The 19,496-nt window shown below is 68.1% G+C and carries 11 protein-coding genes; 5 read left to right on the top strand and 6 right to left on the bottom strand.

Annotated features, from left to right (window positions below; all coding sequences use genetic code 11):
* Positions 1-178: 178 nt before the first annotated feature.
* From H610_RS0121310 to glnE, 5 genes are all read right to left on the bottom strand, one after another.
* Positions 179-1,300, bottom strand: coding sequence for a glycosyltransferase family 4 protein (locus H610_RS0121310; protein WP_028241557.1), 1,122 nt, complete (start codon positions 1,298-1,300; stop codon positions 179-181).
* The gene (gene waaC / locus H610_RS0121305) at positions 1,300-2,307 is read right to left on the bottom strand and encodes a lipopolysaccharide heptosyltransferase I (RefSeq protein WP_028241556.1); all 1,008 of its coding nucleotides are present in this window, start codon (positions 2,305-2,307) and stop codon (positions 1,300-1,302) included. The genes H610_RS0121310 and waaC overlap by 1 nt, the downstream gene beginning before the upstream one ends.
* 84 nt (positions 2,308-2,391) lie before the next feature.
* Positions 2,392-3,426 carry a lipopolysaccharide heptosyltransferase II gene (gene waaF, locus H610_RS0121300; protein ID WP_028241555.1) on the bottom strand — a complete coding sequence of 345 codons (1,035 nt, stop codon included), beginning with the start codon at positions 3,424-3,426 and terminating at the stop codon, positions 2,392-2,394.
* Positions 3,427-3,500: 74 nt separating this feature from the next.
* A complete protein-coding gene (locus tag H610_RS0121295) occupies positions 3,501-4,424 on the bottom strand; it encodes a branched-chain amino acid transaminase (RefSeq protein WP_028241554.1) in 924 nt (307 codons plus the stop codon).
* 44 nt (positions 4,425-4,468) lie between these two features.
* Positions 4,469-7,408 carry a bifunctional [glutamate--ammonia ligase]-adenylyl-L-tyrosine phosphorylase/[glutamate--ammonia-ligase] adenylyltransferase gene (glnE, locus tag H610_RS0121290; protein WP_028241553.1) on the bottom strand — a complete coding sequence of 980 codons (2,940 nt, stop codon included), beginning with the start codon at positions 7,406-7,408 and terminating at the stop codon, positions 4,469-4,471.
* Positions 7,409-7,698: 290 nt separating this feature from the next.
* Between glnE and aceE the strand changes: the two genes are divergently transcribed.
* The 4 genes from aceE to rarD all read left to right on the top strand — a co-directional run bounded on the left by aceE (position 7,699) and on the right by rarD (position 16,434).
* Complete coding sequence (gene aceE / locus H610_RS0121285) at positions 7,699-10,344, top strand: pyruvate dehydrogenase (acetyl-transferring), homodimeric type (protein WP_028241552.1); 2,646 nt, start codon at positions 7,699-7,701, stop codon at positions 10,342-10,344.
* Positions 10,345-10,371: 27 nt separating this feature from the next.
* On the top strand, positions 10,372-12,369 hold the full coding sequence (gene aceF / locus H610_RS0121280) for a dihydrolipoyllysine-residue acetyltransferase (protein ID WP_028241551.1): 1,998 nt from the start codon (positions 10,372-10,374) through the stop codon (positions 12,367-12,369).
* Between the two features lie 364 nt (positions 12,370-12,733).
* Complete coding sequence (locus H610_RS0121275; RefSeq protein WP_028241550.1) at positions 12,734-15,415, top strand: sensor domain-containing protein; 2,682 nt, start codon at positions 12,734-12,736, stop codon at positions 15,413-15,415.
* Positions 15,416-15,516: 101 nt separating this feature from the next.
* Complete coding sequence (rarD, locus tag H610_RS0121270) at positions 15,517-16,434, top strand: EamA family transporter RarD (protein ID WP_028241549.1); 918 nt, start codon at positions 15,517-15,519, stop codon at positions 16,432-16,434.
* Here the strand turns inward: rarD and H610_RS0121265 are convergent.
* Entirely contained in the window at positions 16,412-16,933 is a 522-nt protein-coding gene (locus H610_RS0121265) for a glycine cleavage system protein R (RefSeq protein ID WP_028241548.1), read from the bottom strand. The genes rarD and H610_RS0121265 overlap by 23 nt on opposite strands.
* Before the next feature lie 311 nt (positions 16,934-17,244).
* Here H610_RS0121265 and H610_RS0121260 point away from each other — a divergent pair, with 311 nt between their 5' ends.
* Complete coding sequence (locus H610_RS0121260; RefSeq protein ID WP_028241547.1) at positions 17,245-19,422, top strand: malate synthase G; 2,178 nt, start codon at positions 17,245-17,247, stop codon at positions 19,420-19,422.
* The last annotated feature ends 74 nt before the right edge of the window (positions 19,423-19,496 follow it).

The raw sequence follows: 19,496 nt of genomic DNA, 5'->3' as shown, positions 1-19,496 counted from the left end.
GCTCGCCGCTTTTGTGGGAGGCCCGACCTCGGGGCGATGCTTTTGAGATCCCTGAGCAGGCCTCCGGCCTGTATCGCCGCGGGGGCGCGCCTCCCACAGGAATTCGGTGTACGTTCGCTGCTTTTGTGGGAGGTCCGACCCGAGGCAATCCGCCGCGTGGGCATGCCAGCCATGGGCTTCATACCTGCTCCCCCAGAATCACGTCGGCGGCGCGCTGCGGCATCGAGTAGAGATCGGCCTGGTCGGCGAAGGCCAGGCCGTTGGCCGCCCAGCGCGCACGCGCCGCGTCGTCGGCCAGCATCTCGGCGAGCTGGCGGTCCAGCGTGCGCTGCTCGAACGGGCTCGGCACAAGCCGGCCGCAGTCGGCCTCCTCGATGTAGTGCGCGTAGCCGCAGACGTCGGTGACCAGTACCGGCAGCCCGGCGACCAGCGCCTCCAGCAGCACGGTGCCGGTGTTCTCGTTGTACGCCGGATGCAGCAGCAGGTCGGCGCCGAGCAGGAAGCGCGGGATGTCGCTGCGGCCCTTGAGGATGCTGACCCGCTCGGAAATCCCCAGCGTCTTCATCTGCAGCAGGAACGGCTTGGGGTCGTCCTGGCCGATGACGATCAGCCGCGTGCGGGCCTTCAGCTCGCGCGGCAGCGCGGCGATCGCCCGCAGGCTGCGGTCGAGGCCCTTGGTCTTGAAGCCGGAGCCGATCTGCACCACCAGCAGGTCACGCTCATCGAGCCCGAACTCGCGGCGGAAATCGCCGCGAATCTCCCCGGCATTGGCCGGCGCTCGGCGGTCCGCGGCAATGCCCGGCGGCAGCAGATGGAAGCGTTCCGCCGGGGTGCCGTAGTGCTTGACGAACAGCGGCTGCTGCACCTCGGAGATCATCAATATCTGGGTGCGTGACTGTGGCGAGAATACCGCGCGCTCGTACTCGGCGAAGTGGCGATAACGCCCCCAGCGCCGATACAGCGGGTTGCGCAGCGTCTGCGCCTTGTCCTCGAAGCAGGGGTCGGCGGCGTAGTAGACGTCCAGGCCCGGCATCTTGTTGAAACCGATCACCCGGTCCACCGGCCGGCGTGCCAGGTCGGCCTGCACCCAGGCGGTGAATTTCTCGTTGCGGCTGTGGTTGAACAGCGCCTTGACCGGCGCCACCAGCACCTCGAAGCCGTCAGGCACCTCGCCTTCCCAAATCAGTGTGTAGACGCGCACCGCATGGCCGCGCGCCTGGCATTCCAGGGCGATGCGCATGAAGTCGCGCTGCAGGCCGCCGAAGGGAAAGTACTTGTAGAGGACGAAAGCCAGTTGCATCAGGCGCTCTCCTGGGTCTGCAGAAGCCGCTGCAACTCGGTCATCACGCGTTCGGGGCCGAGCCCCTCGAACGCCGGCTTGTGGCGATCGCCGCTGCCGGCGTTCGGGCCGCTGGCGCACAGGTGCACCTGGGATGGCCCGTAGGCGCCGACCCGCCCCGGGCGCGTCGGCCCGTAGAGGGAAATCGAGGGCACGCCCAGCGCCGCGGCCAGATGCCCCAGGCCGGTATCGACCGCGACGCAGGCGCGCGCACCGGCGATCTGCGCCGCCACGCCAGCCAGGTTCAGCCGCGGCAGCACGTCGGCATCCGGCAAGCCCTCGGCGATGCGTTCGGCACGCGCGCGCTCGGCCGCGTTGCCCCAGGGCAGACGCAAGGCCCAGCCGGCGGCGGTGACCTGTTCGGCCAGCGCGCGCCAGTGCTCCTCCGGCCAGTGCTTGCTTGGCCAGGTGGTGCCATGCAGGAACAGCAGATAGGGCTGCGCAGCGGAGCCGCCAGCCAGCCGGCGGCGGTCGAGCCCGTAATCGGCGGGCGGTGCCCCGTCGAGCGAATAGCCGAGCGCCTGGGCGAACAGCTGGCGGACGCGCTCGAGCGCATGCTGCTCGACCGGCACCGGGTAGCGGCGATCATAAAAACAGCTGGCCAGCGGCTCGCGCGCCGAATGGCGATCGAGGCCGGCCACCGGCGCCTTGACGTAACGGGTCAGCCAGGCGCTCTTGAGCAGGCCCTGGGCATCGATCGCCAGGTCGTATCCGCCCGCGGCGAGCCGCTGGCGGAAAGTCGACCATTCACCGCTGCGCCAGGTACGCAGAGGCGCCTTGCGCCAGCGGCGGATCGCCACCGGTATGACCGACTCCACCGCCGGATGCCAGGCGGGGATCTCGGCGAAGCCCTCCTCCACCACCCAGTCGAAGCGAATGCCGGGGATCGCCCGCCGGGCATCGGTCAGCGCCGGCAGGGTATGGACGACGTCCCCCAGCGAGGAGGTCTTGATCACCAGCACGCGCATCAGCGGCGCTCCCCGGCGGCCGGCCGGGCGCGCCGGTTTGCGGCGCGGAGGATGGCATGCATCGGCTGAAATCCGCTCACGGCGTCACTCGACACCGACCGGCCGCGGTAGCAGGCGGTCCAGCGCCTCGTCGACCAGCGGGGCGTGCAGTTCGCGCATGCAGTTGTTGTGGCCGAAGCGGCAGGTACGGTCGAAGCAGGGGCTGCATTCCAGCCCCAGGCGCACCACTTCCACCTGGTCGGACAACGGCGGGGTGAAATCGGGCGAGGTCGAGCCGTACACCGCCACCAGCGGGCGGCCGAGCGCGGCGGCGACGTGCATCAGTCCGGAGTCGTTGGAGACCGCCGCATCGGCGCAGGACAGCAGGTCGATGGCCTCGGCCAGACTGGTCTCCCCGGCGAGATTGAAGGCTTCTTCGCGCAGGCCCGGGATCAGCAGGCCGCGGATCTCTTCGCCCACGTCCCTGTCGTTCTTCGAGCCGAACAGCCAGACCTGCCAGCCGGCGCGGATGCGCGCCTCGGCCACCTCGGCGAAATGCGATGTCGGCCAGCGCTTGGACTCGCCGAATTCGGCGCCAGGACAGAGCGCCAGCACCGGACGATCGAGGGCCAGCCCGAAGCGCGCCAGGGCCGCCGCGCGGGCTGCCGGGTCGATCTGCAGCGCCGGCTTCGGATAGGGCTTGGGCAGCCCGGCGTCCGCCTCGAAGGCCAGCGCCATGAAGCGCTCGATCATCAAGGGATAACGGGCCTTGTCCAGCTTGCGGATGTCGTTGAGCAGGCCGAAGCGCATCTCGCCGCGCCAGCCGGTGCGCCGCGGAATGCCGGCGAGGAACGGGACCAGCGCCGACTTCAGTGAATTGGGCAGGACGATGGCCTGGTCGTAGCGGCCGCGCAGCTCCTGCGCGATCCGCCGGCGGGTGGCCAGGTCGAGCACCCCGTGCCCGAGCGGAAAGCTCAGCGGCTCGCGGACCTGCGGCATGCGCTCGAGGATCGGCCGGCTCCAGTCGGGCGCCAGCACGTCGATGGTGCAGTCCGGGTGGCGCGCCTTCAGGCAGGCGAACAGCGTCTGCGCCATCACCATGTCGCCGACCCAGCTGGGGCCAATAATCAGGATGTTCATAGCAAAAGCCGCTGGAGGCTGAAGGCTTGAGGCTGAACGAAAAAGCACCTCGTCCAGCCTTCAGCCTAGAGCCTTTAGCCTACGAGGGTCCGCCATTCGGCGTGGGCAGCGGTCTGGCCGGTTACCAGGTCGAAGTAGGCCTTCTGCAGCTTCTCGGTCACCGGACCACGGCGGCCGGCGCCGATCTGGCGGCCGTCGACTTCGCGGATCGGCGTCACTTCGGCGGCGGTGCCGGTGAAGAAGGCCTCGTCGGCGATGTACACTTCGTCGCGGGTGATGCGCTTCTCGACCACCTTGATGCCGAGCTCCTCGGCCAGGGCCAGCACGGTGCCGCGGGTGATGCCGTTCAGGCAGGCGGTGACCTCGGGGGTGTAGACCACGCCGTTCTTGATGATGAACACGTTCTCGCCGGAACCCTCGGCCACGTAGCCTTCCGGATCGAGCATCAGCGCCTCGTCGGCGCCGCCGGAGATGGCTTCCTGCAGGGCCAGCATCGAGTTGATGTAGGCGCCGTTGGACTTGGCGCGGGTCATCGAGATGTTCACGTGGTGGCGGGTGAAGGAACTGGTGCGCACCTTGATGCCGCTGATCAGCGCTTCCTCGCCCATGTAGGCCGGCCACGGCCAGGCGGCGACGATCACGTGCACCTTCAGGCCGGTGGCGCGCAGCCCCATGCCTTCCGATCCGTAGAACACCATCGGGCGCAGGTAGGCGGTCTCGAGGTTGTTCTCGCGCACCGCGGAGCGCTGCGCCTCGTTGAGCTGCTCCTTGGTGAAGGGGATCTTCATGTTCATGATGTGCGCGGAATCGAACAGGCGGTCGGTGTGCGCCTGCAGGCGGAAGATGGCCGTGCCGTCGGGCGTGTTGTAGGCCCGCACGCCTTCGAAAACGCCCATGCCGTAATGCAGCGTATGGGTCAGCACGTGGGTCGTCGCCTCGCGCCACGGCACCATCTCGCCGTCATACCAGATCACACCGTCACGATCGGCCATCGACATCGTTGCCAGCTCCTCAAGAATTCAGTAAAGGGGTGCGCACCAGCTCAGGAGAGCCCCAGCTCGCGCCACATGCGCATCACCGCGCGGCGCTCGTCCTGAAACTGGTCGGCGCCGACCACGCCCGGCTGTTTCTGCAACGATTGCCGGTGCGCCGCGGCGCGATAGGCCTTGTAGGCCCCCTGCAGCAGCTCGACCTGTTCGGCCGGCATCAGCCCGGCCTGGGCCAGGCCGTCGAGAATCCGGATGTTGTCGGTGTACTGCAGAAGCTGCGGGTGCTGGTGCGACCACGCCAAGGCCGCGTATTGCACCATAAATTCGATATCGACGATACCTCCGGCATCCTGCTTGAGATCGAAGCTCATCGTCGGATCGAAGGCGTTCTCCCCCAGCCCCGCGGCCGTGGCCCGGGTGCCCAGGCTCTCGCGCATCTTCGCGCGCATGCCGCTGACCTCCTGCCGCAGCGGCGCCAGGTCGCGCGCCCGGCCGAGCACCGTGGTGCGTACCCGGGCGAAGTCTTCGGCCAGGCGGCGGCAGCCCACCAGCACCCGCGCCCGCACCAGGGCCTGGTGCTCCCAGGTCCAGGCTTCCTGCGTCTGGTAGCGCTCGAAGGCCGCCAGCGAACTCACCAGCAGGCCGGACGCCCCCGACGGACGCAGGCGCATGTCCACCTCGTACAGCTGGCCGGAGGTGGTCTGGGTGGTCAGCAGATGGATGATGCGCTGGCCGAGGCGGGTGAAGAATTGCGCCGCGTCGATCGGCTTGGCGCCGTCGGTCTCGGCCTGCGGGTCGCCGTCGTGAATGAACACCAGGTCCAGGTCCGAGCCGTGGCCGAGTTCGAGGCCGCCGACCTTGCCGTAGCCGACGATCACGAAGGCCGGATCGCAGGGACTGCCATCGGCACGCTGCGGACGTCCGTGGCGGGCGACCATGTAGCGCCAGGCGATCGCCAGCACCTGCTCGAGGATCGCCTCGGCGAGCCAGGTGAGGTAGTCGCTGACCTTCATCAGCGGCAGCGTGCCGGCGATCTCCGAGGCCGCCACGCGCAGGCCGTGCGCCAGCTTGAAATGCCGCAGCGCCTCCATCTGCTGTTCGAGGTCGTCCTCGGGGATGCGCATCAGCCGCTCGCGCAGCTCGGCGGCCAGCTCCGGCGCCTGCGGCGGGCTGTACAGCCGGCCGGCGTTGAGCAGTTCGTCGAGCAGGATCGGGAAGCGGCTGATTTGTTCGGCGATCCACGGGCTCGCCCCGCAAAGCTCGAGCAGCCGCTGCAGGGCGCCGGGATTCTCGCTGAGCAGCACCAGGTAGGCCGAGCGCCGGGCCACCGCCTCGACCAGCGGCAGCACCCGCTCGAGCACAAGGTCGGGATCGGGCTGCTCGATCACCAGGCCGAGCAGGCGCGGCATGAAGGCATCCAGGCGGTCGCGCCCGAGCCGCTGCATGGTGCGCACCTGGCTGCCGTTGCGCAGCCCGGCCAGCCGCTGGCAGGCCAGCGCGCCATCGGCGAAGCCGGCGTCGGCCAGCTGGCGCACGGCGTACTCCTCGTCCCACAGCCCCTGCCACAGCGGCAGCCACTCGCCCGCCGGGTTGGCGTCCTCGCCCTCCTCCTCGTCCGGGCCGGCGATCACCTCGCGAAAATGCGCCGCCACCCGCTCGCGCCAACTCATCAACTGCGCATGGAAGGCGTCCCAATCGGCGAAGCCGAGCATGAAGGCGACCCGCGCGCGATCCGGCTCGCCGTCGGGCAGCATCTGCGTCTGCCGGTCGGCGACCGCCTGCAGCGCATGCTCGGCGTAGCGCAGGAACTCGTAGCCCTCGCGCAGTTCGGCCACCGCCTCGGCCGGCAGGTAGCCCTTGCCCTCCAGCGTCGCCAGCACGCCGAGCAGCGGCCGCTGCTGCAGCGCCAGGTCGCGTCCGCCATGGATCAGCTGGAACGACTGGGCGATGAACTCCACTTCGCGGATGCCGCCGGAGCCGAGCTTGATGTTCTCGGCCATGCCCTTGCGCCGCACCTCGCGCTGGATCAGCCGCTTCATGTCGCGCAGCGCGTCGATCGCGGCGAAGTCGAGGTAGCGGCGGTAGACGAAGGGCCGCAGCATGGTCAGCAGCTCGGCACCGGCCTCGCGATCGCCGCCGACCACCCGCGCCTTGATCATCGCGTAGCGCTCCCAGTCGCGCCCCTGGTCCTGGTAGTACTGCTCCAGGGCACTGAAGCTGAGCACCAGCGCGCCGGACGAGCCGTAGGGGCGCAGGCGCATGTCGACGCGGAACACGAAGCCGTCGACGGTGATGGCGTCGAGCGCCTTGATCAGGCGCTGGCCGAGGCGGATGAAGAACTCCTGGTTGTCCAGCGAGCGCTTGACGCCCTCGGTCTCGCCGCCTTCCGGGTAGCCGAAGATCAGGTCGATGTCGGAGGACAGGTTCAGCTCGTGGGCACCGAGCTTGCCCATGCCGAGGATGACCATGTGCTGCGGCCTCCCGCTGCGCCGCCCGACCGGCGTGCCGAACTGCGCACAGTGGCGCGGATACAGCCAGCGGTAGGCCAGGTCGATGCAGGCGTCGGCCAGGTCCGAGAGGTCGCGACAGGTTTCCTGCAGGTCGGCCTGGCGGGTCAGGTCGCGCCAGATGATGCGCACCTGGTGGCGGTTGCGATGCCGCCGCAGCGCCCGTCCCAGCGCGTCCTCGTCGCCGCAGCCGGCCAGCACGCGCTCGAGTTCGGCGGCCATCTCCCCGGGCGCCAGCGAGCGCTCGAGCAGACCGTCACCGGCCAGATCCAGCAACATTTCCGGTTCTCGGCTAACCTGATCGGCGACGAACTCGCTGCCCGCGCAGACCCTGGCGAAAGCGTCGCGCCTGGCTTCGGGCCACGCGGCATGCTGCGCCTGGCGACCGGCCGGCAGGGTGGCGACGGCAGCGCTGAACGACTCTTCGGCACGGCGGACAAAAGGCAGGAGCGAGGCCGGGATCGCGGCCAGGGGGGGCAGGCTCATAAGCGGCTCTCTCAGCGGCTCCGCACCTGGATGCAGGGCCGACGGGTCATTTCAACGGTCGGGCGAACGACCGGGCGAGCCGTCCATGACACGGGGTCGGCGCCCGCCTTGTTGTAGTTCCACTACGCTCGATCGCGGGCGGGGGCTGTGAACTGCTGGCCATTTTGTAGTAAAACTACAGGGCCCGGTCCTACCCCCGGCGATACATCCAAGAAAATATGCACCGGCTCATAAAGCTGGTCGCGAAGCAGGCAACCGATTCTGGAAGCCTTTCCGCCCTGGAGCAAGCCATGCAAGACCTTGATCCCGTCGAAACCCAGGAATGGCTGGATGCCCTCGATTCGGTCATCGATCGAGAAGGTGAAGACCGCGCCCACTATCTGCTGACCCGGATGGGCGAACTGGCCACCCGCAGCGGCACCCCGCTGCCCTATGGCATCACCACGCCCTACCGCAACACCATTCCCGTCACCCGCGAAGCGAAGATGCCCGGCGACCTGTTCATGGAGCGGCGCATCCGCTCGCTGGTCCGCTGGAACGCGCTCGCCATGGTGATGCGCGCGAACCTGAAAGACCCGGACCTGGGTGGACACATTTCCACCTTTGCCTCCAGCGCCACCCTGTACGACATCGGCTTCAACTATTTCTTCCAGGCGCCGAACGAAGAGCACGGCGGCGACCTGATCTACTACCAGGGCCACGCCTCGCCCGGCATCTACGCCCGCGCCTTCCTCGAAGGCCGGCTGACCGAAGACCAGATGCTGAACTTCCGCCAGGAAGTCGATGGCAACGGGTTGTCGTCCTACCCGCACCCCTACCTGATGCCGGATTTCTGGCAGTTCCCGACCGTCTCCATGGGTCTGGGCCCGATCCAGGCGATCTACCAGGCGCGCTTCATGAAGTACCTGGAGAACCGCGGCTTCATCCCGGCCGGCAAGCAGCGCGTTTGGTGCTTCATCGGCGACGGCGAGTGCGACGAGCCGGAAACCCTCGGCGCCATCTCCCTGGCCGGCCGCGAGAACCTGGACAACCTGATCTTCGTCATCAACTGCAACCTGCAGCGCCTCGACGGCCCGGTACGCGGCAACGGCAAGATCATCCAGGAACTCGAAGGCGTGTTCAAAGGCGCCAACTGGAACGTCAACAAGGTCATCTGGGGCCGCCTGTGGGATCCGCTGTTCGCCCAGGACGAGGACGGCCGCATGCAGCGCCGCATGGACGAGGCGATCGACGGCGAGTACCAGAACTACAAGGCCAAGGATGGGGCCTACGTGCGCAAGCACTTCTTCGGCGCCGATCCGGAGCTGCTCAAGCGTGTCGAGGCCATGTCCGACGAGGACATCTGGAAACTCAACCGCGGTGGCCACGACCCCTACAAGGTCTATGCGGCCTACCACCAGGCGGTCAACCACAAGGGCCAGCCGACCGTCATCCTGGCCAAGACCATCAAGGGCTACGGCACCGGTGCCGGCGAGGCGAAGAACATCGCCCACAACACCAAGAAGGTCGATATCGAGTCGCTGAAGAAATTCCGCGATCGCTTCGATATCCCGGTCAACGACTCCCAGCTCGAGGAACTGCCGTTCTTCCGTCCGGCCGAAGACAGCGCCGAGATGAAGTACCTGCGCAAGTGCCGCGAGAAGCTCGGTGGCGCGCTGCCGCAGCGCCGGGCCAAGAGCATCAGCGTCCCGACGCCGCCGCTGGACACCCTCAAGGCCGTGCTCGACGGCTCGGGCGACCGCGAGATCTCCACCACCATGGCCTTCGGCCGCATCCTCGCCTCGCTGGTGAAGGACAAGGACCTGGGCAAGCGCATCGTGCCGATCCTCGCCGACGAGGCCCGCACCTTCGGCATGGAAGGCATGTTCCGCCAGCTCGGCATCTACTCCCCGGTAGGCCAGCTGTACGAGCCGGTCGACCGCGACCAGGTGATGTACTACCGCGAGGCCCAGGACGGCCAGATCCTGCAGGAAGGCCTGAACGAGGCCGGCGCCATGTCCAGCTGGATCTCCGCCGGTACCGCCTACAGCAACTACAACACGCCGATGCTGCCGGTCTACATCTTCTATTCGATGTTCGGCTTCCAGCGTATCGGCGACCTCGCCTGGGCCGCCGGCGACGCCCAGGCGCGCGGCTTCCTGCTCGGCGGCACCTCCGGACGCACCACGCTCAACGGCGAGGGCCTGCAGCACGAGGACGGCCACAGCCACATCCTCGCCAGCACCATCCCCAACTGCCGCAGCTACGACCCGACCTACGCCTACGAGCTGGCGGTGATCATGCGCCAGGGCATCCACGAGATGATGGAGCTGCAGAAGAGCGTCTACTACTACATCACCGTGATGAACGAGAACTACCAGCAGCCGGCCATGCCGGAGGGCGTGGAGGACGCGATCATCAAGGGCATGTACCTGCTCGAGGAAGCCAAGGGCGACTTCAAGCACCGCGTCCAGCTGCTGGGCTCGGGCACTATCCTGCGCGAAGTCCGCGCGGCGGTGGACATGCTCGCCAAGTTCGGCATCGGCGCCGACGTCTGGAGCGTCACCAGCTTCAACGAACTGCGCCGCGACGGCCTGGCGGCCGACCACTGGAACCGCCTGCACCCGACCGAGGAACCGCGCAAGAGCTACGTCCAGCAGTGCCTGGAAGGTCGCGACGGCCCGGTGATCGCCTCCACCGACTACATGAAGCTGTTCGCCGACCAGATCCGCCAGTGGATCCCGAGCGACGAGTACCAGGTGCTGGGCACCGACGGTTTCGGCCGCAGCGACAGTCGCCGGAAGCTGCGCGACTTCTTCGAAGTCGATCGCCGCTGGGTCACCCTCGCCGCTCTGCAGGCTCTCGCCAATCGTGGCGCCATCGAACGCAAGGTCGTGGCCGAGGCCATCACCGAGTTCGGTATCGACCCCGAGAAGCGCAATCCGCTGGATTGCTGATGCCGCGAGCGAACAGGAGAACCTATTGTGAGTGAAACCATTCGCGTACCCGACATCGGCAACGGTGAGGGTGAAGTCATCGAGATCTTCGTGAAGGTCGGTGACCGGATCGAAGCCGACCAGAGCATCCTGACGCTCGAGTCGGACAAGGCCAGCATGGAGATCCCGGCCCCCAAGGCCGGGGTCGTCAAGAGCCTGAAGGTCAAGCTGGGCGACCGTCTGAAGGAAGGCGACGAACTGCTGGAACTGGACAGCGAAGGTGGTGAAGCCGCCGCCCCCGCCGAACCGGCCAGCGCCGAGCCCGCCGGCGCCGCCAGCGGCGGCCCGGCCGACGAGACCGAGGCGACCAGCGCCCCCGGCGACGAGGACGCCTCGGCGTCCACCGGCGAAGGCGAAGCGCAGGAAATCCGCGTGCCGGACATCGGCTCCGCCGGCAAGGCCAACGTCATCGAGGTATCGGTCAAGCCCGGCGACACCATCGCCGCCGAGCAGTCGCTGATCACCCTGGAATCGGACAAGGCCAGCATGGAAATCCCGGCGCCCGCCGCCGGCGTGGTCGAGAGTGTATCGGTCAAGGTCGGCGACGAGATCGGCACCGGCGACCTGATCCTGGTGCTCAAGGGCGCCGCCGCGCCCAAGGCTGCCAAGTCCAAGAAGGCGGCCCCGGCCGAAGCCCCCGCGGCCCCGGCGCAGGAAGCCGCGGTCGAGGAACCGGCCGGCGAGCGCGTCGAAGAGATCAAGGTGCCGGACATCGGTTCCAGCGGCACGGCCAACGTCATCGAGGTGATGGTCAAGGCCGGCGACCAGGTGCAGGCCGAGCAATCGCTGATCACCCTGGAGTCGGACAAGGCCAGCATGGAAATCCCCGCGCCCATGGCCGGCACGGTGGAAAGCGTGTCCATCAAGGTCGGCGACCAGGCCAAGACCGGCGACCTGATCCTCACCCTCAAGGTGGCGGGCGCCGCACCGGCCAAGGCGAAGAAACCGGCACAGGAAGCAGCCGAACCGGCGCCCTCGCTGCAGGCCGTGGCGCCGAACAAGCAGGGCGTACCGGAATCCCGCGCTGCCGCCGCGCCGGCACCGATGCCGGCCGCCGCCAGCAAGGATGGCCGCAAGGTCCACGCCGGGCCGGCGGTGCGCATGCTCGCCCGCGACCTGGGCGTCGTCCTGACCGACGTCACCGGCACCGGACCGAAGGAGCGCATTCTCAAGGAAGACGTGGAGAACTACGTCAAGGCGGTCATGCGCAAGGCCAAGGAAGCACCGGCCGGCGCGGCGACCGGTGGCGCTGGCATCCCGCCGGTGCCGGCGGTGGACTTCAGCAAGTACGGCGAGGTCGAGGAAGTCGCGATGACCCGCCTGATGCAGGTGGGCGCCGCCAACCTGCACCGCAGCTGGCTGAACGTGCCGCACGTGACCCAGTTCGACCAGGCCGACATCACCGAGCTGGAAGCCTTCCGCGTGGCGCAGAAGGCGGTGGCGGAAAAGGCCGGCGTCAAGCTGACCGTGCTGCCGCTGCTGCTCAAGGCCTGCGCGCACCTGCTCAAGGAACTGCCGGACTTCAACAGTTCGCTGGCCCCCAGCGGCAAGGCGCTGATCCGCAAGAAGTACGTGCACCTCGGCTTCGCCGTGGACACGCCGGACGGCCTGCTGGTGCCGGTGATTCGCAACGTCGACCAGAAGAGCCTGCTGCAGCTGGCGGCCGAAGCAGCGGACCTCGCCGACAAGGCGCGCAACAAGAAGCTCTCGGCCGACGCCATGCAGGGCGCCTGCTTCACCATCTCGAGCCTCGGCCACATCGGCGGGACCGGCTTCACGCCGATCGTCAACGCGCCGGAAGTGGCGATCCTCGGGGTATCGAAGGCCACCCTGCAGCCGGTCTGGGACGGCAAGGCCTTCGCGCCGCGCCTGATGCTGCCGCTGTCGCTGTCCTACGATCACCGGGTGATCAACGGCGCCGCCGCGGCGCGCTTCACCAAGCGCCTGGGCGAGCTGCTGGCGGACATCCGCACGCTGCTGCTGTGATCCGCTGACGCGACCGGAAAGGCCCCGCTACTCGCGGGGCTTTTTTCGCTCTCGTGCCTCGGGTCCGTCGCTCGTTGAGCTTGCTGCGTCCAACCGACCTGGCCCTGTGGGAGGCGCGCCCACGCGGCGACCAGGAAACCGGGCGGCTGATCGGGAAGCTCGCCCCGAGGTCGGGCCTCCCACAATAACCGCCCTCCGAGCCCTCTGGCAGGCCATTTGCAGTGCAGGCTGAGGTGCCCGACGTAATGTACCGGACAGTTGCACCCGCGCCCTTGCCTTGCCGTCAGCCATCATGCACCCTTGCCCCATAGTGTTAATGAGCCACTAGCGTGTCCACGCCACCCTTCCGTTTTCGAGCCGTTCGATGAAATCGCACCCTGACGCCGCCCTGCGGTCGACGAGCGAGGTCGTGACACAGCTGCCGGTGCCTTCGCGGCTGGGCATGCTGCGCTTCGAGCGCCTGAACGAGGCGAGCTGGGCGCTATTGTTCCTCGATCCGGGTTGCGAGCGACCGCTGGGCCTGCCCGCCAGCGATCTCTGTTCGCTGGTCGGCTCGCCTTACGCCAGCCTGATGGAACCCGAGACCCGCCACCAGCTGCACGATGTCATCCAGATGCAGCTCGCCCACGACGGCCAGTACCAGGTGCAGTACCGGCTGCACACGCCCAAAGGCGTGCAGAACCTGCTGGAGATCGGCGAGCAGTTCCATCACCACGGCCGCGCCCTGCTGCGCGGCTACCTGCTGCCCTGCGACAGCCAGGCCGACGTCGCCTACCAGCAGGAACTGGAAAGCCAGGTCGCCCGTCTGCAGGCCTCGCTGGAGCTGTACCAGCATTCGCAGGAAGACCACCTGCAGCACCTGATCCGCTCCCGCGTGCAGCAGAGCCTGATCGTCAAGCTGGCGCGCCATCGCTACGGCTCGGACGACCCGCTGCTGGAAGCCGCGCAGCTGATCACCCAGGCGGCCAGCGAGGCCTATGACGTCACCAGCGCCAGCCTGTGGAACCTCACCGACGACGAGCTCCAGCCGGTCACCCTGTACGACCGCCTGAGCGACAGCCATCAGGTGCCGGAGGCGATCGACATCCGCGGCTATCCGCATTACCTGCAGGCGCTCAACAGCGCCCGGGTGATCGACGCGCACGACGCGCAGCGCGACCCGCGGATCGCCGAGCTGGCCGCCGACTACCTGGTGCCGCGCGGGGTGACGGCCATGCTCGAGGCCGGCGTGCGCATCGGCGGCGAAGTGGTCGGCGTGCTGCGCCTGGAACACACCGCCACGGCGCGCAGCTGGCACACCGACGAGGTGGCCTTCGCCGGCGAGCTCGCCGACCAGTTCGCCCAGGTACTGACCAACCAGCAGCGGCTCAGCGCCACGCACCGGCTGCACCTATTCCGCCGCGCCGTCGAGCAGAGCGCCAGCGCCTTCCTGCTGGTCAACCGCGACGGCGTGCTGGAATACGTGAACCCCAGCTTCGCCGCCATCACCCAGTACAGCGCCGAGGACGTGCTCGGCAAGCACCTCTCCGAACTGCCGGAACTGGAAAGCCTCGACAGCGTGCTGAACGAAGCCCGCTCGGCCCTCGTCCATGCCAACAGCTGGCAAGGCGAGCTGCGCAGCCGGCGCAAGAACCTCGAGCCCTACTGGGCGCAGCTGACCATCTCCAAGGTGTTCGGCGAGGACGGCCAGCTCACCCACTTTATCGGCGTCTACGAGGACATCACGCAGAGCCGGCTGGCCCAGCAGCGCATCGAGCGGCTGGCCTACACCGACAACCTCACCGGGCTCGGCAACCGGCCGTTCTTCATCCGCTCGCTGGAGGAACGCTTCGCCGACCCCGAGCCGCCGACGCTCTCGCTGCTGCTGGTGGACATCGACAACTTCAAGCGCATCAACGACAGCCTGGGTCACCAGACCGGCGACAGGCTGCTGACCAGCCTGGCGCTACGCCTGCGCAACACACTCAGCCCCGACAGCATCCTCGCCCGTTTCGCCAGCAACGAGTTCGCCGTACTGCTGGCCGGCGTCGACCTGGAGAGCGGCCAGGCCCTCGCCCACGAGGTGCTGCGCAGCCTCGACAAGCCGCTGTTCGTCGACAAGCAGCTGATCAGCGTCAGCGGCTCGGTCGGCCTGGCCTGCGCGCCGCTGCACGGGCGCGACCCGCAGACGCTGATGAAGCACGCCGGCCTGGCGCTGCACAAGGCCAAGGCCAACGGCAAGAACCAGGTCCAGGTATTCAACGAATCGCTCAACGCCGAGGCCGACCACAAGCTGTTCCTGGAGAACAACCTGCGTCGCGCGCTGACGCAGAACGAACTGGAAGTCGTCTACCAGCCCAAGCTCGACCTGCGCACCGGCCAGTTGCAGGGCATGGAAGCACTGCTGCGCTGGAACCACCCGGACAGGGGCACCATCCGCCCGGACCAGTTCATCGGCGTGGCCGAGGAAACCGGCCTGATCATCCCCATCGGCAAGTGGGTGGCGCGCCAGGCCTGCCGCATGGGCATGCAGCTCGGCGCGCTGGGCCTCGGGCACCTGCAGGTGGCGATCAACGTTTCCCCCAAGCAGTTCTCCGATCCGGAGCTGGTGGTCTCGCTGGCCGCCATCCTGCGCGAGGAACAGCTGCCGCCGGCACAGCTGGAGCTGGAGCTCACCGAAAGCCTGCTGCTCGACGCCACCGAAGGCACCCGCCGCCAGCTGACCGAGCTCAAGGCGCTGGGCGTCAGCCTGGCGATGGACGACTTCGGCACCGGCTACTCCTCGCTGAGCTACCTGAAGAAATTCCCCATCGACGTGATCAAGATCGATCGCAGCTTCATCAAGGACATCCCCGCCAGCCAGGACGACATGGAGATCACGTCCGCGGTGATCGCCATGGCCCGCAACCTCAAGCTGAAGGTGGTCGCCGAAGGCATCGAGACCGCCCAGCAGCTCGCCTTCCTGCGCCGCCAGCACTGCGATATCGGCCAGGGCTACCTGTTCGACAAGCCGCTGCCCGGCCGCGATCTGGTCGAGGCCCTGCGCCGCTACCGCCGCCGCGCCTGAGGCCGCCGCCGGGGCGTGCCGCATCTTCGCCCGCAACAGCAGACAAACGCACCGTTTCGGCGCAGAATTCGCCGTTCGCCACTGCCCGCTCAAGGAGCACCATGGCTACCGCCGATCTGCGCAAGGGTTACCTGCTGGGCCTCGCCGCCTACTGCATCTGGGGCATGTTCCCGCTCTACTTCAAACTGCTGACCGCTTTCGACCCGATGCTCATCGTCAGCCAGCGGGCGATCTGGTCGGCGCTGTTCGGCGCCCTGGCGCTGCTGCTCTGGAAGCATGCCGGCTGGCTGCGCGAACTGCTCGCCCACCCGCGGCGCCTCGGCGTGCTGGCCCTCAGCGGCCTGCTGATCGCCAGCAACTGGCTGATCTACGTCTGGGCGGTGAACAACAACCACATGGTCGAGGCGAGCCTGGGGTACTACATCAACCCGCTGGTGAACGTGCTGCTGGGGCTGGTGCTGCTGCGCGAACGCCTGCGCCCGCTGCAGTGGGTGGCCGTGGCGCTGGCGGCCGCGGGCGTCGCCCAGCAGCTGTTCGCCCTCGGCCAGTTGCCCTGGGTGTCGCTGGTGCTGGCGCTGACCTTCGGCGTCTACGGGCTGCTGCGCAAGCAGGCTCCGGTCGCCGCGCTGCCGGGGCTGGTGGTCGAGACCTGGCTGCTGCTGCCGATCGCCATCGGCTGGCTGCTGTTCGCCGGCGGCGGCGCCGGGGCGAATACCGCGGCATTGCTGCAGCCGCAGGCGTTGTGGCTGGTGTTGGCCGGCCCGATCACGCTGGTCCCGCTGCTGTGCTTCAACGCCGCGGCGCGCCACCTGCCCTATTCCACGCTGGGCTTTTTGCAGTACATCGCCCCGACGCTGATCCTGCTGCTGGCGGTGGCGGTGTTCGGCGAGCCCTTCCCGGCCGACAAGGCAACCGCCTTCGTGTTCATCTGGGTCGGCCTGGCGGTCTACAGCTACGACGCCTGGCGGGTGCTGCGCAGCGCCGGGGTCAAGCCGCTCACTCCTGGGGCTGAAGCCTGAGTTCGACCATCAGGTCGTCGGCCAGCGCTTCCAGCCGCTGCTGCAGGCTGTCGAGCGACAGATCGGCCGGCACCGCCAGGCGCGCGCTGGCCTGGAACAGCAGCTCGCCGGTCATCGGCGCCGGCACCACCTCGGTCTCGAGGTTCTCCAGGTTGACCCCGTGCTCGGCGAGCAGCCGGGTGATGTCGCGCACGATGCCGGCGCGGTCGTTGCCGACCAGCTCCAGACGGATGGCGCGCGCGCTCGGCCGCACCTGTTCGACCTCGGTGGCCGCCAGTTGCACCCGTATCCCCTGACTCGCCAGTCCCTGCAGCGCGTCCACCAGCGCCGTCTGCGCGTTCTCAGGCACGGCGACGCGGAGGATTCCGGCAAACTGCCCGGCCATGCGCGCCATGCGGCTCTCCAGCCAGTTGCCGCCGTGCTCGGCGATGCGCTTGGACAGCTGCTCGACCAGCCCCGGCTGGTCCGGCGCGATGATGGTCAGAACCAGATGCTCCATGTCGGCGTCCTCGTGTGGATGACTCATCAGATATAGAACAGCCCGTGCGCCGGCGCGACAGGCCTGCTCGATGACGATGGGACGGCCATCCGGGCGAGTGGTTCCGATGCGGCGCTTCCCGCGGCGGTATCGACATGACCGACTTTCGCCGTTCGGTCACGAACGGACGGCCGTCTGTTTTTTCCGAAGGGCTGATGTAGCATGCGCTGCGGTGTACTACAAAAATAACCATGAGCGTTCGCAACGACCGGAACGGCGGCATTCGCGTCATTTCGGTCAGACCCAGGAAGCTCGCACAGATGAGGCAAGTGATGACTGAGCGCATTCAAGTCGGTGGCCTGCAGGTCGCCAAGGTGCTGTACGACTTCGTGACCCAGCAGGCCATCCCCGGCACCGGGCTGGAGGCCGACGCGTTCTGGAACGGCGCGGCCCGGGTCATCCACGAGCTCGCCCCGAAGAACCGCGCGCTGCTCGCCAAGCGCGACGAGCTGCAGGCGAAGATCGACGCCTGGCACCAGGCCCGCGCCGGCCAGCCGCACGATGCGGGCACCTACAAGGCCTTCCTCCAGGAAATCGGCTACCTGCTGCCGCCGGTCGAGGACTTCCAGGCCACCACCGAGCACGTGGACGAGGAAATCACCCGCATGGCCGGCCCGCAGCTGGTGGTGCCGATCATGAACGCGCGCTTCGCGCTGAACGCCGCCAACGCCCGCTGGGGTTCGCTGTACGACGCGCTCTACGGCACCGACGTGATCTCCGAGGCCGACGGCGCCACCAAGGGCCCGGGCTACAACGAGATCCGCGGCGCCAAGGTGATCGCCTTCGCCCGCCAGTTCCTCGACCAGGCAGCCCCGCTGCAGGACGGCTCGCACGCCGACGCCACCGGCTACCGCATCGACGGCGGCCGGCTGCAGGTGCTGAACAAGGGCGGCAGCACCGGCCTGCGCCAGCCGCAGCAACTGATCGGCTACCAGGGCGACGCCGGCGCGCCGAGCGCGGTGCTGCTCAAGCACAACGGCCTGCACTTCGAGATCCAGATCGACCCGTCCAGCCCGATCGGCCAGACCGATGCGGCAGGGGTCAAGGACGTGCTGATGGAGTCGGCGCTGACCACCATCATGGACTGCGAGGACTCGGTGGCGGCGGTCGACGCCGACGACAAGACGCTGGTCTACCGCAACTGGCTGGGCCTGATGAAGGGCGACCTGGCCGAGTCGGTGAGCAAGGCCGGCAGCACCTTCACCCGCACCATGAACCCGGACCGCGTGTACCGCGCCGCCGACGGCGGCGGCGAAGTCACCCTGCATGGCCGCTCGCTGCTGTTCGTGCGCAACGTCGGGCACTTGATGACCAGCGACGCCATTCTCGACAGGGACGGCAACGAGGTCCCGGAAGGCATGCTGGACGCCCTGTTCACCGGCCTGATCGCGCTGCACGACCTCAAGGGCAACACCCGCCGCGGCAACTCGCGCGCCGGCTCGGTGTACATCGTCAAACCGAAGATGCACGGCCCCGAGGAGGTCGCCTTCGCCAGCGAACTGTTCGGCCGCGTGGAGGACGTGCTGGGCATGGCCCGCAACACGCTCAAGGTCGGCATCATGGACGAGGAGCGGCGCACCAGCGTCAACCTCAAGGCCTGCATCCGCGAGGCGCGCGAGCGCGTGGTGTTCATCAACACCGGCTTCCTCGACCGCACCGGCGACGAGATCCACACCTCCATGGAAGCCGGTCCGATGGTGCGCAAGGCAGCCATGAAGGGCGAGAAGTGGATCGCCGCCTACGAGAACAACAACGTCGACGTCGGCCTGGCCTGCGGGCTCAAGGGGCGCGCGCAGATCGGCAAGGGCATGTGGGCCATGCCGGACATGATGGCGGCGATGCTCGAGCAGAAGATCGGCCATCCCATGAGCGGCGCCAACACCGCCTGGGTGCCCTCGCCGACCGCCGCCACCCTGCACGCGCTGCATTACCACCAGGTCGACGTCTTCGCCCGCCAGGACGAACTGGCCAGGCGCGAGCCGGCGTCGGTGGACGACATCCTGACCATCCCGCTGGCGCCGAACACCGACTGGAGCGCCGAGGACATCCAGATGGAGCTGGACAACAATGCCCAGGGCATCCTCGGCTACGTGGTGCGCTGGATCGACCAGGGCGTGGGCTGCTCCAAGGTGCCGGACATCGAGGACGTCGGCCTGATGGAAGACCGCGCCACCCTGCGCATCTCCAGCCAGCACATCGCCAACTGGCTGCGCCACGGCGTGGTGACCCGCGAGCAGGTGCTCGAGGCCTTCAAGCGCATGGCGGTGATCGTCGACCGGCAGAACGAGGGCGACCCGCTCTACCGCCCGATGGCCGAGAACTACGACGATAACGTCGCCTTCCAGGCCGCTCTGGAACTGGTCCTCGAAGGCACCCGCCAGCCCAACGGCTACACCGAACCGGTGCTGCACCGCCGGCGCCGCGAGTTCAAGGCCCGCAACGGCCTGTAGGTGAGCGGGAAATGACGCATATGGCCTGAGCCGATTGGGACCGACAGCACGTGGATAAGCCGCTGCGCGGCGTT

Source organism: Stutzerimonas azotifigens DSM 17556 (assembly GCF_000425625.1).
Lineage (GTDB): Bacteria > Pseudomonadota > Gammaproteobacteria > Pseudomonadales > Pseudomonadaceae > Stutzerimonas > Stutzerimonas azotifigens.
This window is presented reverse-complemented; position numbering and strand designations above follow the sequence as displayed.

Coding starts and splice junctions, on each gene's coding strand:
- H610_RS0121260 (WP_028241547.1), top strand. CDS start 17,245: ATGACTGAGCGCATTCAAGTCGGTGGCCTGCAGGTCGCCAAGGTGCTG.
- H610_RS0121265 (WP_028241548.1), bottom strand. CDS start 16,933: ATGGAGCATCTGGTTCTGACCATCATCGCGCCGGACCAGCCGGGGCTG.
- H610_RS0121275 (WP_028241550.1), top strand. CDS start 12,734: ATGAAATCGCACCCTGACGCCGCCCTGCGGTCGACGAGCGAGGTCGTG.
- H610_RS0121310 (WP_028241557.1), bottom strand. CDS start 1,300: ATGCAACTGGCTTTCGTCCTCTACAAGTACTTTCCCTTCGGCGGCCTG.
- glnE (WP_028241553.1), bottom strand. CDS start 7,408: ATGAGCCTGCCCCCCCTGGCCGCGATCCCGGCCTCGCTCCTGCCTTTT.
- rarD (WP_028241549.1), top strand. CDS start 15,517: ATGGCTACCGCCGATCTGCGCAAGGGTTACCTGCTGGGCCTCGCCGCC.
- waaC (WP_028241556.1), bottom strand. CDS start 2,307: ATGCGCGTGCTGGTGATCAAGACCTCCTCGCTGGGGGACGTCGTCCAT.
- aceE (WP_028241552.1), top strand. CDS start 7,699: ATGCAAGACCTTGATCCCGTCGAAACCCAGGAATGGCTGGATGCCCTC.
- H610_RS0121295 (WP_028241554.1), bottom strand. CDS start 4,424: ATGTCGATGGCCGATCGTGACGGTGTGATCTGGTATGACGGCGAGATG.
- waaF (WP_028241555.1), bottom strand. CDS start 3,426: ATGAACATCCTGATTATTGGCCCCAGCTGGGTCGGCGACATGGTGATG.